15 protein-coding genes, 3 tRNA genes and 1 pseudogene are annotated in these 19436 nt (G+C 65.5%); 7 read left to right on the plus strand and 12 right to left on the minus strand.

The window, feature by feature from the left end; all coding sequences use genetic code 11:
- Positions 1–3: 3 nt before the first annotated feature.
- The 3 genes from BM287_RS15645 to BM287_RS15655 all read right to left on the minus strand — a co-directional run bounded on the left by BM287_RS15645 (position 4) and on the right by BM287_RS15655 (position 3487).
- Positions 4–1086 (minus strand): sugar ABC transporter substrate-binding protein, encoded by a 1083-nt coding sequence (locus tag BM287_RS15645; protein ID WP_090041312.1) that lies wholly within the window; start codon positions 1084–1086, stop codon positions 4–6.
- Entirely contained in the window at positions 1083–2318 is a 1236-nt protein-coding gene (locus BM287_RS15650) for an ROK family transcriptional regulator (RefSeq protein WP_170857582.1), read from the minus strand. The genes BM287_RS15645 and BM287_RS15650 overlap by 4 nt, the downstream gene beginning before the upstream one ends.
- Before the next feature lie 122 nt (positions 2319–2440).
- Positions 2441–3487, minus strand: coding sequence for a LacI family DNA-binding transcriptional regulator (locus tag BM287_RS15655; protein WP_090041317.1), 1047 nt, complete (start codon positions 3485–3487; stop codon positions 2441–2443).
- Between the two features lie 143 nt (positions 3488–3630).
- On the opposite strand from BM287_RS15655, the gene BM287_RS15660 reads away from it, so the two are divergent.
- Both BM287_RS15660 and BM287_RS15665 read left to right on the plus strand, forming a co-directional pair.
- Positions 3631–6060: an RICIN domain-containing protein gene (locus BM287_RS15660; protein ID WP_090041320.1), complete on the plus strand. Its 2430-nt coding sequence runs from the start codon at positions 3631–3633 to the stop codon at positions 6058–6060.
- Positions 6061–6539: 479 nt separating this feature from the next.
- Positions 6540–7762: pseudogene (locus BM287_RS15665) on the plus strand (IS256 family transposase).
- 44 nt (positions 7763–7806) lie between these two features.
- Here BM287_RS15665 and BM287_RS15670 read toward each other — a convergent pair.
- From BM287_RS15670 to BM287_RS15705, 8 genes are all read right to left on the minus strand, one after another.
- The gene (locus tag BM287_RS15670) at positions 7807–8127 is read right to left on the minus strand and encodes a DMT family transporter (RefSeq protein WP_090041323.1); all 321 of its coding nucleotides are present in this window, start codon (positions 8125–8127) and stop codon (positions 7807–7809) included.
- The gene (locus tag BM287_RS15675) at positions 8127–8489 is read right to left on the minus strand and encodes a DMT family transporter (protein ID WP_090041325.1); all 363 of its coding nucleotides are present in this window, start codon (positions 8487–8489) and stop codon (positions 8127–8129) included. Before BM287_RS15675 ends, BM287_RS15670 begins: the two co-directional genes overlap by 1 nt.
- Positions 8490–8492: 3 nt before the next feature.
- A complete protein-coding gene (locus tag BM287_RS15680) occupies positions 8493–9023 on the minus strand; it encodes a TetR/AcrR family transcriptional regulator (RefSeq protein ID WP_090041328.1) in 531 nt (176 codons plus the stop codon).
- Positions 9024–9098: 75 nt separating this feature from the next.
- Entirely contained in the window at positions 9099–9419 is a 321-nt protein-coding gene (locus BM287_RS17670) for a hypothetical protein (protein WP_139230708.1), read from the minus strand.
- Between the two features lie 602 nt (positions 9420–10021).
- Positions 10022–11194 carry an integrase core domain-containing protein gene (locus BM287_RS15690; protein WP_244528385.1) on the minus strand — a complete coding sequence of 391 codons (1173 nt, stop codon included), beginning with the start codon at positions 11192–11194 and terminating at the stop codon, positions 10022–10024.
- 232 nt (positions 11195–11426) lie between these two features.
- Positions 11427–11502: transfer RNA gene (locus BM287_RS15695), tRNA-Phe, on the minus strand.
- A 92-nt stretch (positions 11503–11594) separates the two neighbouring features.
- Positions 11595–11671 (minus strand) — tRNA-Asp (locus tag BM287_RS15700).
- A 41-nt stretch (positions 11672–11712) separates the two neighbouring features.
- A tRNA-Glu gene (locus BM287_RS15705) sits at positions 11713–11785 on the minus strand.
- Positions 11786–12212: 427 nt separating this feature from the next.
- On the opposite strand from BM287_RS15705, the gene BM287_RS15710 reads away from it, so the two are divergent.
- Entirely contained in the window at positions 12213–13412 is a 1200-nt protein-coding gene (locus BM287_RS15710) for a peptidoglycan DD-metalloendopeptidase family protein (protein WP_244528387.1), read from the plus strand.
- Positions 13405–14700 carry a C40 family peptidase gene (locus BM287_RS15715; protein WP_090041334.1) on the plus strand — a complete coding sequence of 432 codons (1296 nt, stop codon included), beginning with the start codon at positions 13405–13407 and terminating at the stop codon, positions 14698–14700. Before BM287_RS15710 ends, BM287_RS15715 begins: the two co-directional genes overlap by 8 nt.
- A gap of 464 nt (positions 14701–15164) precedes the next feature.
- Here BM287_RS15715 and BM287_RS15720 read toward each other — a convergent pair whose 3' ends face one another.
- Entirely contained in the window at positions 15165–15656 is a 492-nt protein-coding gene (locus BM287_RS15720) for an inorganic diphosphatase (RefSeq protein ID WP_090041336.1), read from the minus strand.
- 44 nt (positions 15657–15700) lie between these two features.
- Here BM287_RS15720 and tilS point away from each other — a divergent pair, with 44 nt between their 5' ends.
- From tilS to ftsH, 3 genes are all read left to right on the plus strand, one after another.
- On the plus strand, positions 15701–16783 hold the full coding sequence (gene tilS, locus BM287_RS15725) for a tRNA lysidine(34) synthetase TilS (RefSeq protein ID WP_090041338.1): 1083 nt from the start codon (positions 15701–15703) through the stop codon (positions 16781–16783).
- Positions 16784–16799: 16 nt separating this feature from the next.
- On the plus strand, positions 16800–17351 hold the full coding sequence (hpt, locus tag BM287_RS15730; RefSeq protein ID WP_090041341.1) for a hypoxanthine phosphoribosyltransferase: 552 nt from the start codon (positions 16800–16802) through the stop codon (positions 17349–17351).
- A gap of 79 nt (positions 17352–17430) precedes the next feature.
- Positions 17431–19434, plus strand: coding sequence for an ATP-dependent zinc metalloprotease FtsH (ftsH, locus tag BM287_RS15735; protein ID WP_090041343.1), 2004 nt, complete (start codon positions 17431–17433; stop codon positions 19432–19434).
- Positions 19435–19436 lie beyond the last annotated feature (2 nt).

Raw genomic sequence — 19436 nt, forward strand, 5'->3', positions numbered from 1 at the left:
TTGTTACTTCGAAGGGCATGCCGATGCCGCCGCTCCGACGCAGATCTTGGTCCAGGTGGTGAAACCGTCCTTGATCACCGTGTCGGCGATGTTGGACTTGTCGACCGACACCGGGGTGAGAATGATCGCCGGAACGGAGCCGGCGTCGTTCTTCACTGCGGTGGTCGTGAGGGACTTGATCGCATTCTTGTCACCGTGTGCGAGCGCGACCGCCAGCTTCGCTGCCGCGTTGGCCTCGTCGTGGATCGACTTGTAGACCGTCATCGACTGGTTGCCGGCGAGAATGTTCGTCAGTCCCGGGTCGGTGGCGTCCTGGCCGGTGACAAGGACTTTGCCGTTCAGCCCCTGGGCGGTGAGGGCGGCGATGATCGGGGTTGCGAGTCCATCGTTCGGGGCGAGGACGCCGTCGACCTTGTTGCCCAGTGTGGTGAGGGCCTGCTCCATGGAAGCCTGCGCCTTGGCGCCGTCCCATCCGGCGGTGTCGCTCTCGTAGCCGAGCTTGAGCTTGCCGCTGGCGAACGCAGGGTCGAGCACCTTGTGGGCTCCCTGCTTGAAGGCCAGACCCGGCGCAGAGGTGATGTCGCCGTTGATCTCCACGACAGTCGCTCCGGGCTTGAGATGATCGAGGAGGTACTGGCCCTGCATCTCGCCGACCTTCTCGTTCTCGAAGGAGACGTAGGCGTCCGGGCTCGCGCCGTCGATCATCCCGTCGTAGGCGATGACGGAGGCGTTATTGGCCTTGGCCTTCTCCACGATGGTCGCGCCGGCCTGGGCGGTGAAGGGACTGGTGACGATGACGCTTGCACCGTTCGTCAGGGCCGACTCCGCCTGTGTGATCTGTGTCGCCTGGTTGCCCTGGGCATTGTTCGCGATCACCCTGATGCTCGGGTCGAGCTTGTGGACGGCTTCGATGAAGTACGGCTTATCCTTGGACTCGAATCGGTCGGCGCAGGTCGAACACGGCATCAGGAACGCGATCGTCTTGGCCGAGTTCGAAGTGGGCGCGGCCGGGTTTCCGGCGCTGCAGCCGGCCAGGAGGAGCATCGCGGCGGCAGCTGTCGCCGCGAGTGCTGTGATTCGCTTCATTGCGGGGTCCTTTCAAAAAGGGGGTTTGTGTGGTGGGGCCAACCCGTGGTGATGAACTGGTCGAGCGGCAGGGTCGCCGCGCCTAGTGCTACGGCGTCCCTACGCAGACGGGACCGTTCAAGCAGCACATCCTGGCCGGGTTGCTCAAGAGAGAAGGCTCGAACGCTGCGTTCGACCTCCTCAAGCAGGTTGTCGGCGATCACGTCGCCGAACCATCCGCTGATGACGATCATCTGCGGGTTGTACAAGTTCACGAGGTTCGAAAGCGCGACGCCCAGGTGATGGACCAAGGTGTCGACGACTGAGGCTGCGTGCGAGTCACCAGCGCGCCACCGATCGAAGAGGGCGGCCAGCTCGACCAGCTCTCTTCCCGGTTCTCGCACGCCCACGCCGCGCCAGCGCTCGAGCACGGCGTCGGCGCCCACGAAGGTCATCACGCACCCGCGGGACCCGCACAGGCAGGTCTGACCGTCGAGGCTGATCTTGGTGTGACCCCACTCGCCGGCGCTGCTGTTCGATCCTCGGGTGAGCGCCCCGGCGGATACGATGCCGGCGCCAGCGCCGTTGCCGATGAGCACCACGGCTGCTTCCTCCACACCGCGGGCGGCGCCGAACCACAGTTCGGCCTGAGTCGTGCTCTTGGCTCCGTTGTCGACGTAGACCCGCATTCCGATGCGCGACGAGAGAGAGTCGAAGGAGACCGATTCCCAACCGATGACTTGGGCGTGAACAACTCTGGATACTGTTCCGGATTCGCTCCTGACCTTCTGGACGATGCCGGGCACGCCGAGCCCCAATCCGAGAATCGGCACGCCAGGCGGCACGTGGCCGCGCAGGTCCTCGATGGCGGCCTCGATCGCCTCGGTGACGTCTTCGGGCCGAACTGGCGATTGAGGGAAGGGCACCACCCGCTCTGCGACTCGCTCGAGACGCAGAGTGAACAGTCCTACCGTGACGGAGAACTCGCCGACGTCCGCCCCGAAGACGTACGCAGCATCGTCATTGAGCTCGAGCAGTGTCCGGGGCCGCCCGCCATCCGACTCGATCGAGCCGGTCTCCAGGATCACGCCCTCGTCGATGAGCTCAGCGATGACGCTGGTAACCGTCGCAGGGGAAAGCGCGGTCGCCGCGCCCGCTTCGCTTCGCGAGCTACGCCCGGCGAGCAAAAGGTGTCGCAGAAGGATCGCGCGGTTGTTTCGCCGCACATCCTTGACGCTGGCCTTCGATGACATCATCGTCTCCTTAGTTCGGGGCTAAGTTTATGAGTCGAAATTAGTTGGACGCAAGTCCCGTTTCTAGTTTCTTGCCATCGGGGGCGCGAGTCGCTTCATCCACAGGACACAACGGCCCCGAGTCAGTTATCCGAAACAGTTTCGGAACGATTGCCGGGGCGATCACCTGGAGGCGCGGTCGACGCGCGAACCACCAACTCCACCGGCATCGGGCGCTCAGCAGTGGGGGCGCCGCTGTGCGAAGCCGATGTCGACACGCGGCGGACGGCCTCGCGCCCCATTTCGCTGAACTGCTGTCGCACGGTAGTCAATGGTGGATCGCACCACTTCGCCGTTGCGGTGTCGTCGAAGCCCGAAATGCTGAGCGAGTCCGGAACGGGAATCTGCCACCTGCGCGCCGCCTGGAGGGCGCCCAGAGCCTGGAGATCGTTCGAAGCGACGATCGCAGTGGGCCGCGGCTCGCGGGCGAGTAGGTAGGAGGCGGCTGCAAAACCACCGTCAACGGTGAACAGGGATTCACGGATTCCATCGCCATCGATGGCCAACCCCGCGTCAGACAGTGCAGACTCGAACCCCCGCTGCCGCGGCATACTGACCGGGGATGAATCAGGCCCGGCGATCAAGCAGATGTGTTGGTGGCCGAGTCCCACGAGGTGTCGCGTCACTTCGTATGCGCCCTTCTCGTTGTCTGACGTCACCAACGTCGCAGGCGAGGCCAGCGGCCCAGTGTCTATTCCCACGATCGGGATGCGCAAGCGGGCGAGCTGCCGGCGCTGCTGGGTGGTGAGCGTGGCGGTAACGAGGATCACGCCAGCGCATTCGAGGGATGTGAGGCGTCTAGCCCATGCGATCCCTAGGGCATCATCGGGAACCTCGGCGATCACCACCTCGAAGCCATGAGTGTCAGCCAGCTCCACCGCTCCGCGGATGATGTCGACGATGTTTGGCGACGTTAGTGCGTCAAAGGCAAGCTCGATGACGCGTCGGCTTGACGGGGGCCGCCCCATCGAGCGATACGGGTAATCCCTTTCGGCGAGAAGTCGCTCCACTCGCGCACGGGTCGCTGCCGAGACGTCGGAACGTTGATTGACCACTTTCGAGACGGTCGCGACAGAGACGCCGGCCGCGTCAGCGATGCTGCGCAACGTCGGGCGTCCCCTCGATTCCATGCCCTTATAGTGCCACTGACCCCGTTCCGAAACATTTCGACCTGTTGCGATAGTTTGCGTCGCCTGTAACAGTGGCGGGAATTCACCCACTACCGGGCGGACGGTGCGTCGCCGTCGCTCCGGAACCTCAATGAGGAGGAAAGATGCATCGACCGCGTCCACGTCGGCGCCGGGCGCTTTTCGCGTCCAGTCTGGCGATCGCTTCGATCGCCGCCAGCGCCGCTATCGGAACTGCAGCTGTCGCGCCGGCGAACGCAGCCCTGCCGACTGTCCAGGCCTGGCTTACCACGACCGATGGCACCACGAATCTGCAACGGCAGAGCGATGTGACATTCGGGCCGGTAACTCAGGGCAGTCTCAACATCTCGGTCAGCGACAACCGTACGTACCAGACGATGGTCGGCTATGGCGCCGCTTTCACAGATTCGTCCGCGTACCTCGCTCAGGCGCTGAAGTCGTACAGCTCGACGCAGTACTCGAGCATGATGAACCAGGTCTTCTCCAGTTCGGGGGACGCGCTCAGCTTCTGGCGTGTGCCGATGGGGGCGAGCGACTTCAACGCTGCTCCTGTCATGTGGACGGATGCGGACACCCAGGGGCCCTCCACCAATCCGCTGCAGAACTTCGCCCTGACGACGTACGACACGGCGCGGATCATCCCGACCATCAAAGACGCTCTCGCGATCAACCCCGACCTGAAGCTTGTGGCCAGCGCGTGGAGCGCCCCCGCATGGATGAAGTCGAACCGGTCGATGATCTGCAATACGGGGAGCGGGCCGGCAACGCTGCTGCCGCAGTACTACCAGGCCTGGGCCGATTACTACGTCAAGTGGATTCAGGCCTACCAGGCGCAGGGCGTCCCCATCTGGGCGATCACTCCGCAGAACGAGCCGCAGTACTGCCCCACGACGTATCCCGGAATGAGTTGGGATGAGCCGACGATGGCTTCCTGGGTGCACAACTACCTCAAGCCGGACCTCGTTGCGGCCGGGCTGAACCAGCCGATTCTGGGGTACGACTTCAACTGGGAGAATCTGGCCTATCCGACGTCCCTTATCTCGGGATCCGCGGCGTCGGACTATTCCGGGGTGGCGTGGCACTGTTACGACTACACGGCCGAGCCTGCGATGATGACCAACCTCCACAACGTGTACGGCTATGACCAGTACGAGACGGAATGCTCCTCGGATTCCCACCCGAACAACATCATCGCCTACACCACGGCGCAGATGGCCACGCTCTCCGCTCAGAACTGGGCGAAGGGGTCCATCTTGTGGAACTTCGCGCTGGATTCGACCGGCGGACCGTGCCTGGGCTGCAACCTTGCAGCGCCGGCCGTGCCAGTGGTGCAGATCAATGCGACCGTCAACGGCAGCGGAACGGTGACGTCGGCCAGTTACACGATGCACAACAACTTCTACCAGCTCGGCCAGTTCAGCCACTTCGTCAACGTCGGAGCCACGCGGATCGCAGCCACTGCGAACGCGGGTGGAATCGTCGCTTCGGCGTATAAGAATCCGGATGGTTCGGAAGTCGTTGTCGCGACCAACCCGAACTCCTCATCCACGTCGTTCACGACAACGTGGAACGGTCAGGGCAGCTTCTCCTACACGTTGCCTGCAGGTGCAACCGTCACGTTCACCGGTAACGTCCCGGCGGCGCCCGCGCTTCGAAGCACCCCGGTGTCCGGCCAGACGTACCTTCTGGTGTCGCGTACGAGTGGCAAGGTGCTCGGCATCTCCGGAGCGTCGAGCTCCAATGGTGCACTTGCCGTCAGCTACACCGATGACAACAGTCCAGACCAGCAGTGGACGCTCACAGCCTCAGGCAGCGCGTACGTGCTAACCAACACGAACAGCGGCAAGGTCCTCGACGATCCCGGCAGCTCCACTTCGAACGGAACTCAGCTTCAGCAGTGGTCAGCTGGAGGTACAGCGAATCAGCTGTGGGCAATCACTTCCGCCGGCGCCGGCTACTACACCCTGACAAACCAGGCGAGCGGGCTTGTACTGGACCTTCAGAACGGCGGACTGGGCGACGGAACGCCCGTCCAGCAGTGGGCGGGAGGCAGCGGAAACCCGAACCAGCAGTGGCAGTTGATCGCGGTGCCGCGCACGGTTCAGCCAACGAGCCCGGCGGTCGGGCAGCGGTACCGGATCGAGAGTGTTGTCTCGGGCAAGCCGGTCGCGGTGGATGGCGCGTCGACGAGCGATGGTGCGGCGGTCATACAGTGGGCTGATGACGCGGCGACTGACCAGGTCTGGACAGTCATCGACGCTGGCAGCGGTTACGTCAACCTCGTGAACCTCAACAGCGGGAAAGCTCTCGACAATCCTGGCGGCTCGACCGCGAACGGGACGGGCATGACCCAGTACGCGATCACCGGCACTGGAAACGCCAACCAGCAGTGGACGATCACGGCGGCGGGGGGCGGTTACACCATCACCAACCGGGCGAGCGGGAAGTCGCTCGACCTCATGGCCGGCAACACGGACGACGGAACCGTGATCCAGCAATGGGCGACTACTGGCGGTGACGCGAACCAGCAATTCGTGTTCGCACCGGCGGGTTAGCGCACGGCTACGATTGAGGGGGAGGGGCCGAAGGATCTCGCTCCCTCAGTCGTTTGCGCAATCGCGGTTCCGCCCTGAGTCGTGGTGGCAACTCAACTGGTGGCCGGGTTGCGGTGCCCACCCCCGCGACCAAATGGTCGACGCCCTTGTGCGCCATGGATCTGGCGATATTCGACCTTCCAGCGCTATGTCGCGAAGCCGCCTTTGGCGGCGCTGTGTTTGCGCGTCTTGTTTGTCTTTCCGCCGGCCGATCGTAGCTCGTTCCCGGTTCTCCGTGCCGGGCTTTCGCGGCATACCTCCATCGTTTCGCCCGGTCCGGTATTCCACGGTCCCGGCACTGCGGCCCTTCTACTCGCTCTCGATCTCTCCGCCGGAAGGCAAACAAAAAGCCCAAATGAGACCGGTTGGTCTGGGACGGGACTGTCGGATAAACGGTGGATCTGGTTCTGGCGTGACCGAGAGGTAAGGCAGTGACTGAAATGACCGAGATGATCGATCCTGTGACGGGAGAGATCATCGATCAGCAGAAGATCGCCGAGCAGCTGCTGGCGCAGGCGAAGGAGCAGGGCGTGAGCTTGGTCGGCCTGCAAGGCCTGTTGGGTGGGCTGACGAAGACGGTGCTGGAGACCCCGATCGAGCAGAGCTCACGGAGCACCTGCTATGAGAAGCATCAGGCCAGCGATGGAGAGAACGCCCGTAACGGGACCAGGTCGAAGACGGTGCTCGCCCAGGTCGGTCCGGTGCAGATCGATGTTCCCTGGGACCGGGATGGTTCCTTCCAGCCGCAGATCGTGAAGAAGCGGCAGCGCCGATTGGACGGGATCGATGAGATCGTGCTGTCGCTGACTGCCCGCGGCCTGACCACCGGAGAAGTAGCTGCGGCACTTCGGCGAGGTCTATGGTGCCGATGTCTCCAAGGACACCGTCTCGAAGATCACCGACAAGGTGATCGAGGAAATGACGGAATGGTCCAATCGACCGCTGGATCGCGTGTATCCGGTGATCTTCATCGACGCGATCGTGCTCAAGGTGCGTGACGGGCACCTTCGGCGTCACCACCGCAGGCGAACGCGACATCCTCGGGATCTGGGCCGGCGACGGCGGTGAAGGGGCGAAGTTCTGGCTCGGCATGCTCCGAGATCAAGAACCGTGGTGTCGAAGACCTGTGCATTCTCGTCTGCGACGGGTTCAAGGGCTTGCCGGAGTCGATCACCACGGTGTGGGAGTACGCGATCGTGCAGACCTGCGTCATCCATGTGATGCGCTACACGTTCAAGTTCGCGTCCCGGAAGCACTGGGATCAGATCGCCCGCGACCTAAAACCGGTCTATACGGCACCGACCGAGGCGGCCGCCCGTGCCAGATTTCAGGAGTTCGCTGAAAGCGGGCGAACATGTATCCCACCACGATCGGGAAGCTGTGGGAGAACGCGTGGAACGAGTTCATCCCGTTCCTGGACCACGACGTCGAGATCAGACGCATCATCCGCTCGACCAACGCGATCGAGTCACTCAACGCCCGATACCGGCGCGCGGTGCGAGCGCGCGGGCACTTCCCGAACGACGCCGCCCAGCCCTGAAGTGCTTGTACTTGGTGACGCGCTCGCTTGACCCCACCGGGGCGCGCCCGGGCACGCTGGGTGACGAGGTGGAAGCGCGCCCTGAACGCCTTCGCGATCACCTTCGAAGGCCGAATCAACTAACCATGCGCCAGGCCAGAGCCACCGTTAATCTGAGAGACCCCCAGCTAGCGCACGCTGCCCAATTCGACAAGCAGCACGCCACCCATGATCAAGACGATGCCGGCGCTCATAATTAACGTAAGAGGTTCCTTGAAGATCAGTCTGCTCAACACGGATGTGATCGCGACGCCCGATGCGGCCCAGATGCCATACGCGATGCCGATGCCGATGCCGTGCGAGAGTGCGGATGAGAGCAGTGCGAATGCGGCGAGATAGCCGACGGTGACCGGAATGTACCACTTCCAGTTGGCGCTGATAGCGGCACGCAGCGAGATGGTCGCACCGACCTCGGTAGCGATGGCGCCGACCAGGAACAGCCATGCCATCACTGCGCCTCTCCTTCGCCGGTCCCTTTCCGACCCGGCTGCGCACGCTGCGCGCCGAGTTCCACGATCAAAACACCGCCAATGATGAGCGCCAGGCCGGTCATCATGACGGGTGTGATCGGTTCGTGGAAGATCGCCGCAGCGAGCAACGCCGTCAGAGCCACACCGAGCGCGCCCCAGATTCCGTATGCCACGCCCAGCCCCATGCCGCCACGCAGGGACAACGAGATGAATGTGAAGGCCGCAAGATAGCCAGCGACGACGAGTGCGTACCAAAGTGGCTGTGTCAATGCCCCCTTCAGAGAGAGTGATGCCATCACTTCGCTGGCAATTGCGGCTCCCAGCATGATCCATTTGTTCATTCGTCAGCCTTTCAGCAGCCCTTTGGCGACGCGCAATACGCGTTGGCGATCCGTTCGGTCAGGGGTGAAGACGTTAGTCGCGCTGGCGAACCATGCGCCGTCGGCCAGCAGGCGTGCGGCAAGTGTGCGGCCCCGTTCGGATGGCGACATGCTCTCGGGCAACGCCACCCAGGGTGCCATGCGGCTTGCCCATCGCCGCGACAACGGTTCACGCAAACGAGGGTCGGAGAGCATCACAATGTCGGTCTCATCGAAGTCAGTGGTCAGTGCGAACTCGAGGTAGGCGAGCATGCGATCCTGAACGCTGGCATCCTCGACGGGTCGGCCCAGCTGGCCCTCGAGGCAACGCGCCCAGCCTTCGACGACGTGATCGACGAGCGCAAGCATCAACTCTTGTTTAGTTGGGAAGTAGTACATCAATCCCGGCTTCGTAAGCCCGGCCCGGCGGGCCGCGGATTCAAGCGAGATCGCTTCGCCGGCCCGCAGGAGCGCCAGCGCGCAGTCGAGTATTCGCGTTCGCGTCTCTGACTTCACATGACGACTTTACCATCCGGAAGGTAAAAAACGCGGTTTCATGATGCCGACTCTCAGGCCATGCCGCACAGCCCGTCAGCCGAGGTGGCCGGTGAAACCGGCTAGCCGGGTGGAAAGGCTCAGGAGGCGGGAGCGGTGTTGAGTTCGCGTCTCATTCCACTCGTCGATTCGTCGACCGGTGAAGATCGCAGCAGACCCGATGTAGCGGATCGGTTCGGCCTCCCAGTTGCGCGGATGACGTCGAACGCAGGGAAGGTCGGTCATTTCTGTTGAGCGTTCCAGAATCAAGTCGCGAAGCGTGGCGAGGGGCGTTTCGCCTCGCGGAAGGCAGATTCGGTCCTCCTCCGTGTAGTTGACGTTGATGGCATCAGTGCTGGATAGCGCTTCACCGATCACGTCGAGAATCCCAGTGTCCCTTGGACCGGCCAGCTGCGACAGGGCTGCGCCAAGACCCTTCGCTAATGAAGACGACGTCTTCGAGCGCCGGGCACTCGCTTCGCACCGACTCGATCATGTCGGAGTAGCTCGTTCCCTTGAACTCCGGGACGGCGACCATGGTTCGCAGTCCCGACTGCTGTAGGACGAAAGCAAGTTCGTGCGAACGATAGCAGGGGTTAATGTTTAAGAGGATGGCGCCGATGCGCGCTGTCGCATATTGGACGAATACCCATTCGGCGCAATTCGGGGCCCAGATCCCGATTCGATCAACGTTGTGACGCCGAGCTCGAGAAGCCCAAGGGCAACAATATCGACCTCGTTCGCTATCTGAGCTGATCGCGAGAGGCGACACCTGAGGCGGACGGGGTTGGCCGTACACCGCCGGCACCTACGCGCTCGGCTGCTACCTGGCGGTGGTGGGATGACTCGCGCCGGCATTCCCCTCAAGTGTGCCTGGCCGTCGGGTCTCGAGTGCGCGCTCCAGTTGAGCTGGGCTGCAGTGCCGATGCCCCGGTTTGCTGCAGCCCCGGGGTAATCGTGGAGACCGACTGCTCAGTCGCCTAGACGCACGCCAATAATCGATCTGACACTGGGGGGATCTTGCGAGGCCCACGCGGTCCTCGAGGGTTGCCGCTGCCGACGTATTTGGTGCCCGGCTCGGGCCAGGGATACTCGGCCAGGAGCGTCCCATCGGCGTCGAAGATCAGCAGTCGGTCGTCTTCCTCGACCCGATAGGCGGTGCTTCCGGCGAGGGTTCGGCTGACCTGGAACTTGGTGCCGCGGGCATAGACGGTGCCGTTGTCGTGGATCCGGGTCATTCGGACACCCTCGTCCTCGACCGGGGATGCCGGCTGCGGGAGGGGCCTGGGCGGCTCGACCACTGGTGTCGCCGCCCAGGCCGACGCCGGGGTGACCCGACCGGGCAAGCCTTGGTGCGGCCGCTCGGTGTTATAGATGACATCGAACGCGTCGACCTGGGTCTGCAGCTGCTCCAGGGTCTCGGCCAGTGGTTGCTTGTCTAGGAACCGGAACAGGGTCTGGTGGAACCGCTCATTCTTGCCTTGTGTGGTCGGCTTGCCGGGCTTGCCGGTGATCGGGTCGACACCGAGCGAGCGCACGTAGGCGACCAGCTGGCCCAGCATTCCGCGCCGGGACGGGTTCAACGCGGCCCCGTTGTCACTGAGCAGCCGTTGCGGGACACCGTGTGCTGCGATGCCTTTGCTGACCACGGCGATCGCGCCTTCGGAGGTCTCACCCCAGGACACGTGAGAGGCGACCGCGAGCCGCGAGTGGTCGTCCACGAGCTGGAAGATCACACACTTGCGCCCACCGCTGAGGACGTATTCGGTGGCGTCCAGCTGCCAGCACGCGTTCGGCGCCGGATAGACGAACCGGCGATACGCCGCGCGCGGTTTCTTCTTCGGCTCCAGGCGGGCAACACCCTGCTGACGGAAGATCCGCGCCAACGACGCGATGGCCGGCACCGGCGACATCCCGAGGGCGCGCATCTTGTCGTGCACGCTGATCGGGCCGTGATCCAGCCCGGACGCCTCCAACGCGGCCCGCACACCGAGCGCTTGCTGGACCACCTCATCCGTGACCCTCGACGGGCTGGTGTTCGGGCGCCGTGAGCGCGGCTCCAACGCCGCCGCCGGCCCATCCGTCGCGGCCCGTCTCCGGATCGCGTAGAACGTCTCCCGCGAGATCCCGTGCTCCGCACAGAACGTGCTCACCGCTCCCCGCGGCGCATCCGGCGGCCACTGAACGATCGCGAGACGGACACGAGGATCAACGGGCTCAACACGACTCATCCCTCAAACATCGAGGAGAAGTGTCAGGACCAAACACCGCGGAAGTGTCAGAGATCTATTGATTCACAACTGTCAGAGATGTCCTGAGACATAACACTGCCTCTAGGAGCCAACAAAAACCCCCCGGATTCCTTATGGGACCGGGGGTTTTCTCTGGTGGCTCCGACCGGCATCGATCCGGTGACCTTTCGATTTTCAGTCGAACGCTCTACCAACTGAGCTACAGAGCCGTGCCGCCGGAGCGGCGTGCCGCCGAGGCGGCTGGCGGCGGCGAACCGCTGCCATAGACGGAAGCCCTTCCGTGTGGAAGGGCTTCTCGCCGTGGCGACCCTGACGGGACTTGAACCCGCGACCTCCGCCGTGACAGGGCGGCACGCTAACCAACTGCGCTACAGGGCCTTAGTGTGTTGCTCTTGAATTGTAGTGGACGCCGTTGGACGTGACCCCAACGGGATTCGAACCCGTGCTACCGCCGTGAAAGGGCGGCGTCCTAGGCCGCTAAACGATGGGGCCGGATCGTCCCGAATTGCTTTCGCTCTCCGATGACCACCGACGCACAAGCATACGGAAGAGCTGCCGGGAATGCCAATCGGGTCCGGATCCCGGGCGGGTCGCGCGTCGCGCAGGCCCGTTCGGTTCGCGCAACGCCCTGGGGAAATCCGCGATGGCCGGGATGCGTGCGCATAGTGTGCGGAGAAGGCGATCCCCCGATCGTCCGGTTCGCACGCCGCCCCCGACGCAATTCCGGCCATCCCGAAGGGGTGCTCGGAAGGCACGTTGGTACAGTAAGCCCTGTTGACGAAGGGGCCCGTGTGACCAGCGTGACCCCTGTGGATGCGGAAGCGAGCGGGCCGAGAACACCATGAGACGCGATACGAGCAGCCGAGCGGCTCTCCCGACGACACGGGGTGGTTCTCGGCGTCTGACCCTCCGCGGTGCCTTGGCGATCGCGGCGGTGGCCCTGGTGACGGCCGTCGGCGCCGTGGCCGCCCCGGCCTACGCAGACAGCTATCCCTCCTGGCAGGACGTCCAGAACGCGAAGGCCAACGAGGCGGCGGCCAGTGCGCAGGTGGACCGCATCAACGGCCTCATCGCTCAGGTCAAGCAGGAGGTCGCGGACACCCAGGCCGCAGCGGTGAAGCGCGGTCAGGAGTTGGAGGCCGCCCAGGCAGCTCTCGACGACGCGACGATCAAGGCCGCCGATCTGGAGTCACAGGCGGCGGCCAGCAAGAAGAAGGCCGACGATGCGACCGCTCAGGCGGGCCGGCTGGCCGCTCAGCTGTATCGCACGGGTGGCAGCAACCTGAGCGCGAACCTGTTCCTGAGCGGCAACAACGCCACCTCGACCAGTCCCGACAAGCTCCTGGCGAACCTCGGCAGCATGTCGAAGCTCGTGGAGCAGTCCGACAAGGTCTACACCGAGGCGACGACCGCGCAGAACACGGCGAAGGGGCTCTCCGCCCAGGCGGACGTCGCCAAGGCCGAGCGCGACCGCCTCCGGGTCGCCGCCGAAGCTGCGATGCAAGCCGCGATCCAGGCCGCGAAGGCGGCGCAGGACAAGCTCGCCGAGCAGCAGAAGCAGATCGTCGTGATGCAGGCGCAACTCGCCGCGCTCAAGGACAGCACCGCGAAGACGGTGGCCGGCTACGAGGCGGGCGTGGCCGCCGCTGCGGCCGCGGCTGCGGCTCGCGGCTCCGGCGGTCTCCCCGGCGGAACGGTCGGCCCGCAGGGCTGGGCGGTTCCCGCAACCGGGCCGATCACCGACGGCTTCGGACCTCGGCCGTCGCCGGGCGGCGGCATCGGAAGCACCTACCACCTGGGCATCGACATCGGCGCCGCGTGCAACTCCCCCATCTACGCGGCCCACGACGGCACGGTCATCTACGCCGGCCCGAACGGCAGCTACGGCAACTTCGTGCTCCTCGACAACGGCGGCGGGATCGACACCGGCTACGCCCACATCCGCGACGGCGGCATCATGGTCGGCATCGGCCAGCACGTCGGCGCGGGCCAGCCGATCGCGCGCGTCGGGACGACCGGCGCCTCCACCGGCTGCCACCTCCATTTCGAGGTGCGCATCAACGGCGTCAAGATCGACGGCATTCCGTTCATGAGAGACAGGCAGGCTCCCCTTGGCTAACGAGAACGAGAAGACCCGCGTCCGCCCGGGCCTCGCCATCGGCGCGGGCGTCATGGGAGCGGTCACCGCATCCATCGGCATCGTCGCTCCGGCGCAGGCGGTCGACTATCCGTCGTGGAACGACGTGCAGCAGGCGAAGAACAACGTCGCCAACCAGCAGGCGATGATCGACAACATCACCACGCTCATCGGCAACCTGCAGTCCAACGTGGATGCTGCCCGCATCGCCTCCGAAAAGGCAGCCGAGGCGTACTTCCAGGCCAAGAACGCGCTCGCGGCCGCGTCGGCGAAGGCGGACGACCTCCAGAAGCAGGCCGGCGCCGCCGCCGAGAAGGCGAAGACCTCCAAGATGCGTGCCGGGCTCCTGGCGTCGCATCTCGCCAAGTCCGGTGGGGGAGACGTCACCACCGACCTCATGCTGAAGGGCGGCGGCTCCGGCTCCGCCGCGGACAAGCTGCTGTTCCAGCTCGGCACGATGAGCAAGCTGACGGAGCAGTCCAAGGCCGTGTACGACCAGGCGACCAAGGACAAGAACACGGCGGATGCGCTGACGGCGCAGGCGAAGGTCGCCAAGACCGAGCGCGAGACCCTGTCGGCAGCGGCCGACAAGGCGCTCAAGGCGGCTCAGGATGCGCAGGGGCAGGCGCAGGCGGCCCTCGCCACCCAGCAGCAGAAGTCCACCGAGCTCGTCGCCCAGCTCGCAACGCTCAAGAACACGTCGGCGCAGACCGAGGCCGCCTACCTCCAGGGTGAGCAGATCAAGGCTCAGCAGGAGGCGGCGCGGAAGGCTGCCGAAGCGGCGGCGGCCGCGGCAGCAGCGGCGGCAGCGGCGGCACATCCGCCGGCATCCTCCGGCGGCTCGGCGCCGACCGGCGGTGGAGGCGGGGGTGCCGCACCCGCTGCTCCGAACGGCAACATCGTCGAGACGGCGCTCTCGTACGCGTACGCCCAGCTCGGCAAGCCGTACATCTTCGGCGGAGAGGGCCCGGTCGGCTACGACTGCTCGGGGCTCACGATGAAGTCGTACGCCTATGCCGGCGTCTACATCGGCTCGCACTCGGTGAACGACCAGTACTTCACGGCGGCGAACCGTGGCCAGCTGGTGCCCTACGGTGCCAAGCAGCCGGGAGACCTGATCTTCTGGGGCGATGCTCCCGGCGACTTCTACCACGTCGGCATCTACATCGGCGACGGCCGCATGATCGCTGCGCCCACCGAGGGCGACGTGGTCAAGACCCAGTCCGTCTGGGGCTCTCCCTGGGGCATGGTCGCGCGCCCCAGCGCCTGACGCCGACCTGATCGCCGGGAATCACTCCCACATTCGTCACGAGTGTCGCCTTCCACTCGCGTTGGGGGAACATTCGTGACGAATGTCGCCCTCCACTCGTGTTGGGGGAACATTCGTGACGAATGTCGCCTTCCGCTCGTGTTGGGGCATCATTCGTGACGAATGTCGCCTTCCGCTCGCGTTGGGGGAACATTCGTGACGAATGTCGCCCTCCACTCGCGTTGGGGGAACATTCGTAACGAATGTCGCCTTTCACCCGCGTTGGGGCAACATTCGTGACGAATGTCGCCTTCCGCTCGCGTTGGGGCAACATTCGTGACGAATGTCGCGCTCCGCTCGCGTTGGGGCAACATTCGTGACGAATGTCGCGCTCCGCTCGCGTTGGGGCAACATTCGTCACGAATGTCGCCTCCAGCAGCGCTGAGGGCAACATTCGTGACGAAACTGCGCGCACGCAGCCCGCGTCAGTGACCCTCGTCGGCCAGCTTCGCGATGGCCTTCTGGATGAGACCCTCGGCCTCGGCGGCGTCGCCCCAGCCCTCGATGTTGACGAACTTGCCCGGCTCGAGGTCCTTGTAGCGGGCGAAGAAGTGCTCGATCTCCTTGCGGGTTTGCTCCGGGATGTCGTCGACGTCCTGGATGTGCTGCCAGCGCGGGTCCTTGTACTGGACCGCGATGATCTTGGCGTCGCCACCGGCCTCGTCGTTCATGTTGAGCACCCCGACCGGGCGGACCTTGACGCCGACGCCCGGGAACACCGGATACTCGAGCAGGACGAGCACGTCCAGCGGGTCGCCGTCGTCGCCGAGCGTGTTCTCGAAGAAGCCGTAGTCGGTCGGGTACACGAAGCTCGTGAACAGGACGCGGTCGAGGTACACGCGACCAGTCTCGTGGTCCACCTCGTACTTGTTGCGGCTCCCCTTGGGGATCTCGATGACGACGTCGTATTCGGCCATGCCGGTGCTCCTTTGTGGTCGGGATTCCGCACTAACGTTACTAGGTGCCCCCTCACGGTTCCCCGCCCGAGCAGCGCCGTCCACGGCTCACCCCGCCCATTGCGGATGCGCGTCGCGCGGTCCGCACGTCGCTCGCGACTGCTGCCGCGCTCCCGCCCGTGGACCCGCACGATCACCACGATCCCGCGCGTCCCGCGCATCCAACACAGCTCGCACCGGGCGCCCTGGTCCTCGTCGGCCTGAGCGGGGGAGCGGACTCCCTCGCCCTGGCCGCCGCCACGGCGTTCGAGGCGCCGAGGAGCGGCTACCGCGCCGGCGCCGTGATCGTCGACCACGCCCTCCAATCGGGGTCCGACGCGGTCGCGAAGCGTGCCGCGGAACAGGCCGCCGGCCTCGGGCTCGACCCGGTCCTCGTGGAGCGCGTCCAGGTCGACGTGCACGGCGGTCCGGAGGCCGCCGCCCGCGCCGCCCGGCACGCCGCCTTCGACCGCGCGCTCGCCCAGACCGGCGCCGAGCGCATCCTCCTCGCCCACACCTTGGACGACCAGGCCGAGACGGTGCTGCTCGGCCTCGCCCGCGGCTCCGGCCCGTCCAGCCTGCAGGGGATGCTGCCGGACACCGGGCGCCTGCTCCGCCCCTTCCTCGGCCTCCGCAGGGAGCAGACGCGCGCGTTCTGCACCGACAGCCGCCTCGACCCGTGGGAGGACCCGCACAACGACGACCTCTCGTACACGCGCGTGCGCGCGCGATCCGTGGTCCTCCCGATCCTGGAGCGCGAGCTCGGTCCCGGCGTCGCCGAGGCGCTCGCACGCACGGCAGGGCAGCTGCGCGAGGACGCCGAAGCGCTCGACGGGCTCGCCCTCGAATGGGCGCAGGAACTGGTCAGCCAGACGGAGGACGGAGCGGTCGCACTGGACGTCCGCGGACTCGCAGCAGACCCCGCGGCCCTCCGCCAGCGCATCATCCGTCTCGTCGTCTCCGCCGAGTTCGGCGTCTCCCTGACGCGCACCCACACGCTGGCCGTCGCGGCACTGATCACCGACTGGCACGGCCAGGGACCCGTCGATCTGCCAGGCGTTAGAGTTGTCAGGCAGAACGGGCTGCTCACGTTCCACCCCACCACGTAAGGACAGCGCCTCCCCCATGGACCTCACGGACGCCCACGACGACCTGACCGAGATTCTGATCACCGAGGAGCAGATCCGCTCCCGTATCGCCGAGCTGGCCCGAGACGTGGAGCGCGATTACGCGGGCACGGACGTGCTCCTGATCGGCGTGCTCAAGGGCGCCGTGATGGTGATGGCGGACCTGTCGCGCGAGCTGCGCATCCCCGTCACGATGGACTGGATGGCCGTCAGCTCCTACGGCAGCGGGACGCAGTCCAGCGGGGTCGTCCGCATCCTGAAGGACCTCGACACCGACCTCAGCGGCAGGACCGTGCTCATCGTCGAGGACATCATCGACTCGGGCCTCACGCTCTCGTGGCTGCTCTCGAATCTGCGCAGCCGGGGGCCCGCGTCGATCGAGATCTTCACGCTGCTGCGCAAGCCGGAGGCGGCACGCGTCGAGATCGACGTGAAGTACATCGGATTCGACATCCCGAATCAGTTCGTCGTCGGCTACGGCCTCGACTACGACGAGCGCTACCGGACCCTCCGCGGAGTGGGCATCCTGGCCCCCGCGGTCTACAGCTGAGGCCCACTGGGCGCGCGCAGACCGCCCAGAGCGAACACGCAGCCGACCCCCAGCGCCCAGGCGGTACTGTGGTCGCACCATGAACGTCAAGAAGATCTTCCGCGGCCCCATCCTGTACGTCGCGCTTGCGATCGTCCTCGTGTGGGTGGCCTCGAGCCTGATCACGATGTCCGGCTTCAAGAGCGTCACCACCCAGCAGGGCCTGGAGCTCCTCTCGCAAGACAAGGTGTCCACCGCGAAGATCGTCGACGGTGAGAACCGTGTCGACCTCACGCTGAAGGAGCCGGACGGCACCCTCGGCAACCAGGTGCAGTTCTACTACGTGACGCCGCGCGGTCAGGATGTCGTCAAGGCGATCGACGACGCGAACCTCCCCAAGGGCTACGACGACGAGGTTCCCCAGCCGAACTGGTTCGTCAACATCCTCGGCTTCCTCATCCCGGCGCTGCTGATCGGCGTGTTCTTCTGGATCATGATCTCCGGCATGCAGGGCGGCGGCAACAAGGTCATGCAGTTCGGCAAGTCGCGGGCGAAGCTCGTCACGAAGGAGACGCCGAAGGTCACCTTCGACGACGTCGCCGGGTCCGACGAGGCCATCGAGGAGCTGCAGGAGATCAAGGACTTCCTGAAGGAGCCGGCCAAGTTCCAGGCGGTCGGCGCCCGCATCCCCAAGGGCGTGCTGCTGTACGGCCCTCCGGGAACGGGCAAGACCCTGCTGGCCCGCGCCGTCGCGGGTGAGGCGGGCGTGCCGTTCTACTCCATCTCGGGTTCCGACTTCGTCGAGATGTTCGTCGGCGTCGGCGCGAGCCGCGTCCGCGACCTGTTCCAGCAGGCCAAGGAGAACTCGCCGGCCATCATCTTCATCGACGAGATCGATGCGGTGGGCCGTCACCGCGGCGCCGGCCTCGGCGGTGGCCACGACGAGCGCGAGCAGACGCTGAACCAGCTCCTCGTGGAGATGGACGGCTTCGACCCGAAGACCAACGTCATCCTGATCGCGGCGACCAACCGTCCGGACATCCTCGACCCGGCTCTGCTGCGTCCCGGACGCTTCGACCGTCAGATCGGCGTGGATGCGCCCGACCTCCTCGGCCGCAAGAAGATCCTCGAGGTGCACGGCCGCGGCAAGCCGCTGGCGGCCTCGGTCGACCTCGAGGTGCTGGCCCGCAAGACGCCGGGCTTCACCGGAGCCGACCTGGCGAACGTCCTCAACGAGGCCGCGCTGCTCACCGCGCGCTCCAACGCGCAGCTGATCGACAACCGCGCCCTCGACGAGGCCGTGGACCGCGTGATCGCGGGCCCGCAGAAGCGCACCCGCGTGATGAAGGACCAGGAGAAGCTGATCACCGCGTATCACGAGGGCGGGCACGCCCTCGCCGCCGCGGCGATGCGCCACACCGACCCTGTGACGAAGATCACCATCCTGCCGCGCGGCCGCGCCCTCGGCTACACGATGGTGATGCCGCTCGAGGACAAGTACTCGATCACCCGGAACGAGCTGCTCGATCAGCTCGCATACGCCATGGGCGGTCGCGTGGCCGAAGAGATCGTGTTCCACGACCCCACCACCGGCGCCTCGAACGACATCGAGAAGGCGACCTCCATCGCCCGGAAGATGGTCACCGAGTACGGCATGAGCGCCGACATCGGCTCGGTCAAGCTCGGTCAGGCGAACGGCGAGATGTTCCTCGGGCGCGACATGGGCCACCAGCGCGACTACTCCGAGCGGATCGCCGAGCGCGTGGACGCCGAGGTGCGCGCGCTCATCGAGAAGGCGCACGACGAGGCGTGGGAGGTGCTGAACGACAACCGGGCCGTGCTCGACCGTCTGGCCGCATCCCTCCTCGAGCACGAGACGCTCGACCACAACCAGATCGCGGAGATCTTCGCCGATGTGAAGAAGCTCCCGGAGCGCCCGCAGTGGCTCTCCAGCGACAAGCGCCCGATCTCGGACCTGCCGCCCATCCCGTTCCCGAAGGCTCCGATCGATGCGGGTGCTGTGGATGGCGGAGTCGACTCCGAGCCGCCGGCCGCCAAGCCCAAGCGCTCGCCGGCGATCAAGCCGCGCCCGGCGACCGCCTAGAG

Source organism: Leifsonia sp. CL147, assembly GCF_900114565.1.
Classification (GTDB): Bacteria; Actinomycetota; Actinomycetes; order Actinomycetales; family Microbacteriaceae; genus Leifsonia.

Excerpts from the sequence above, each read along its gene's own strand:
- BM287_RS15645 (WP_090041312.1), bottom strand. The coding sequence starts at position 1,086 with ATGAAGCGAATCACAGCACTCGCGGCGACAGCTGCCGCCGCGATGCTC.
- BM287_RS15650 (WP_170857582.1), bottom strand. The coding sequence starts at position 2,318 with ATGTCATCGAAGGCCAGCGTCAAGGATGTGCGGCGAAACAACCGCGCG.
- BM287_RS15655 (WP_090041317.1), bottom strand. The coding sequence starts at position 3,487 with ATGGAATCGAGGGGACGCCCGACGTTGCGCAGCATCGCTGACGCGGCC.
- BM287_RS15660 (WP_090041320.1), top strand. The coding sequence starts at position 3,631 with ATGCATCGACCGCGTCCACGTCGGCGCCGGGCGCTTTTCGCGTCCAGT.
- BM287_RS15670 (WP_090041323.1), bottom strand. The coding sequence starts at position 8,127 with ATGGCATGGCTGTTCCTGGTCGGCGCCATCGCTACCGAGGTCGGTGCG.
- BM287_RS15675 (WP_090041325.1), bottom strand. The coding sequence starts at position 8,489 with ATGAACAAATGGATCATGCTGGGAGCCGCAATTGCCAGCGAAGTGATG.
- BM287_RS15720 (WP_090041336.1), bottom strand. The coding sequence starts at position 15,656 with ATGGCCGAATACGACGTCGTCATCGAGATCCCCAAGGGGAGCCGCAAC.
- hpt (WP_090041341.1), top strand. The coding sequence starts at position 16,800 with ATGGACCTCACGGACGCCCACGACGACCTGACCGAGATTCTGATCACC.
- ftsH (WP_090041343.1), top strand. The coding sequence starts at position 17,431 with ATGAACGTCAAGAAGATCTTCCGCGGCCCCATCCTGTACGTCGCGCTT.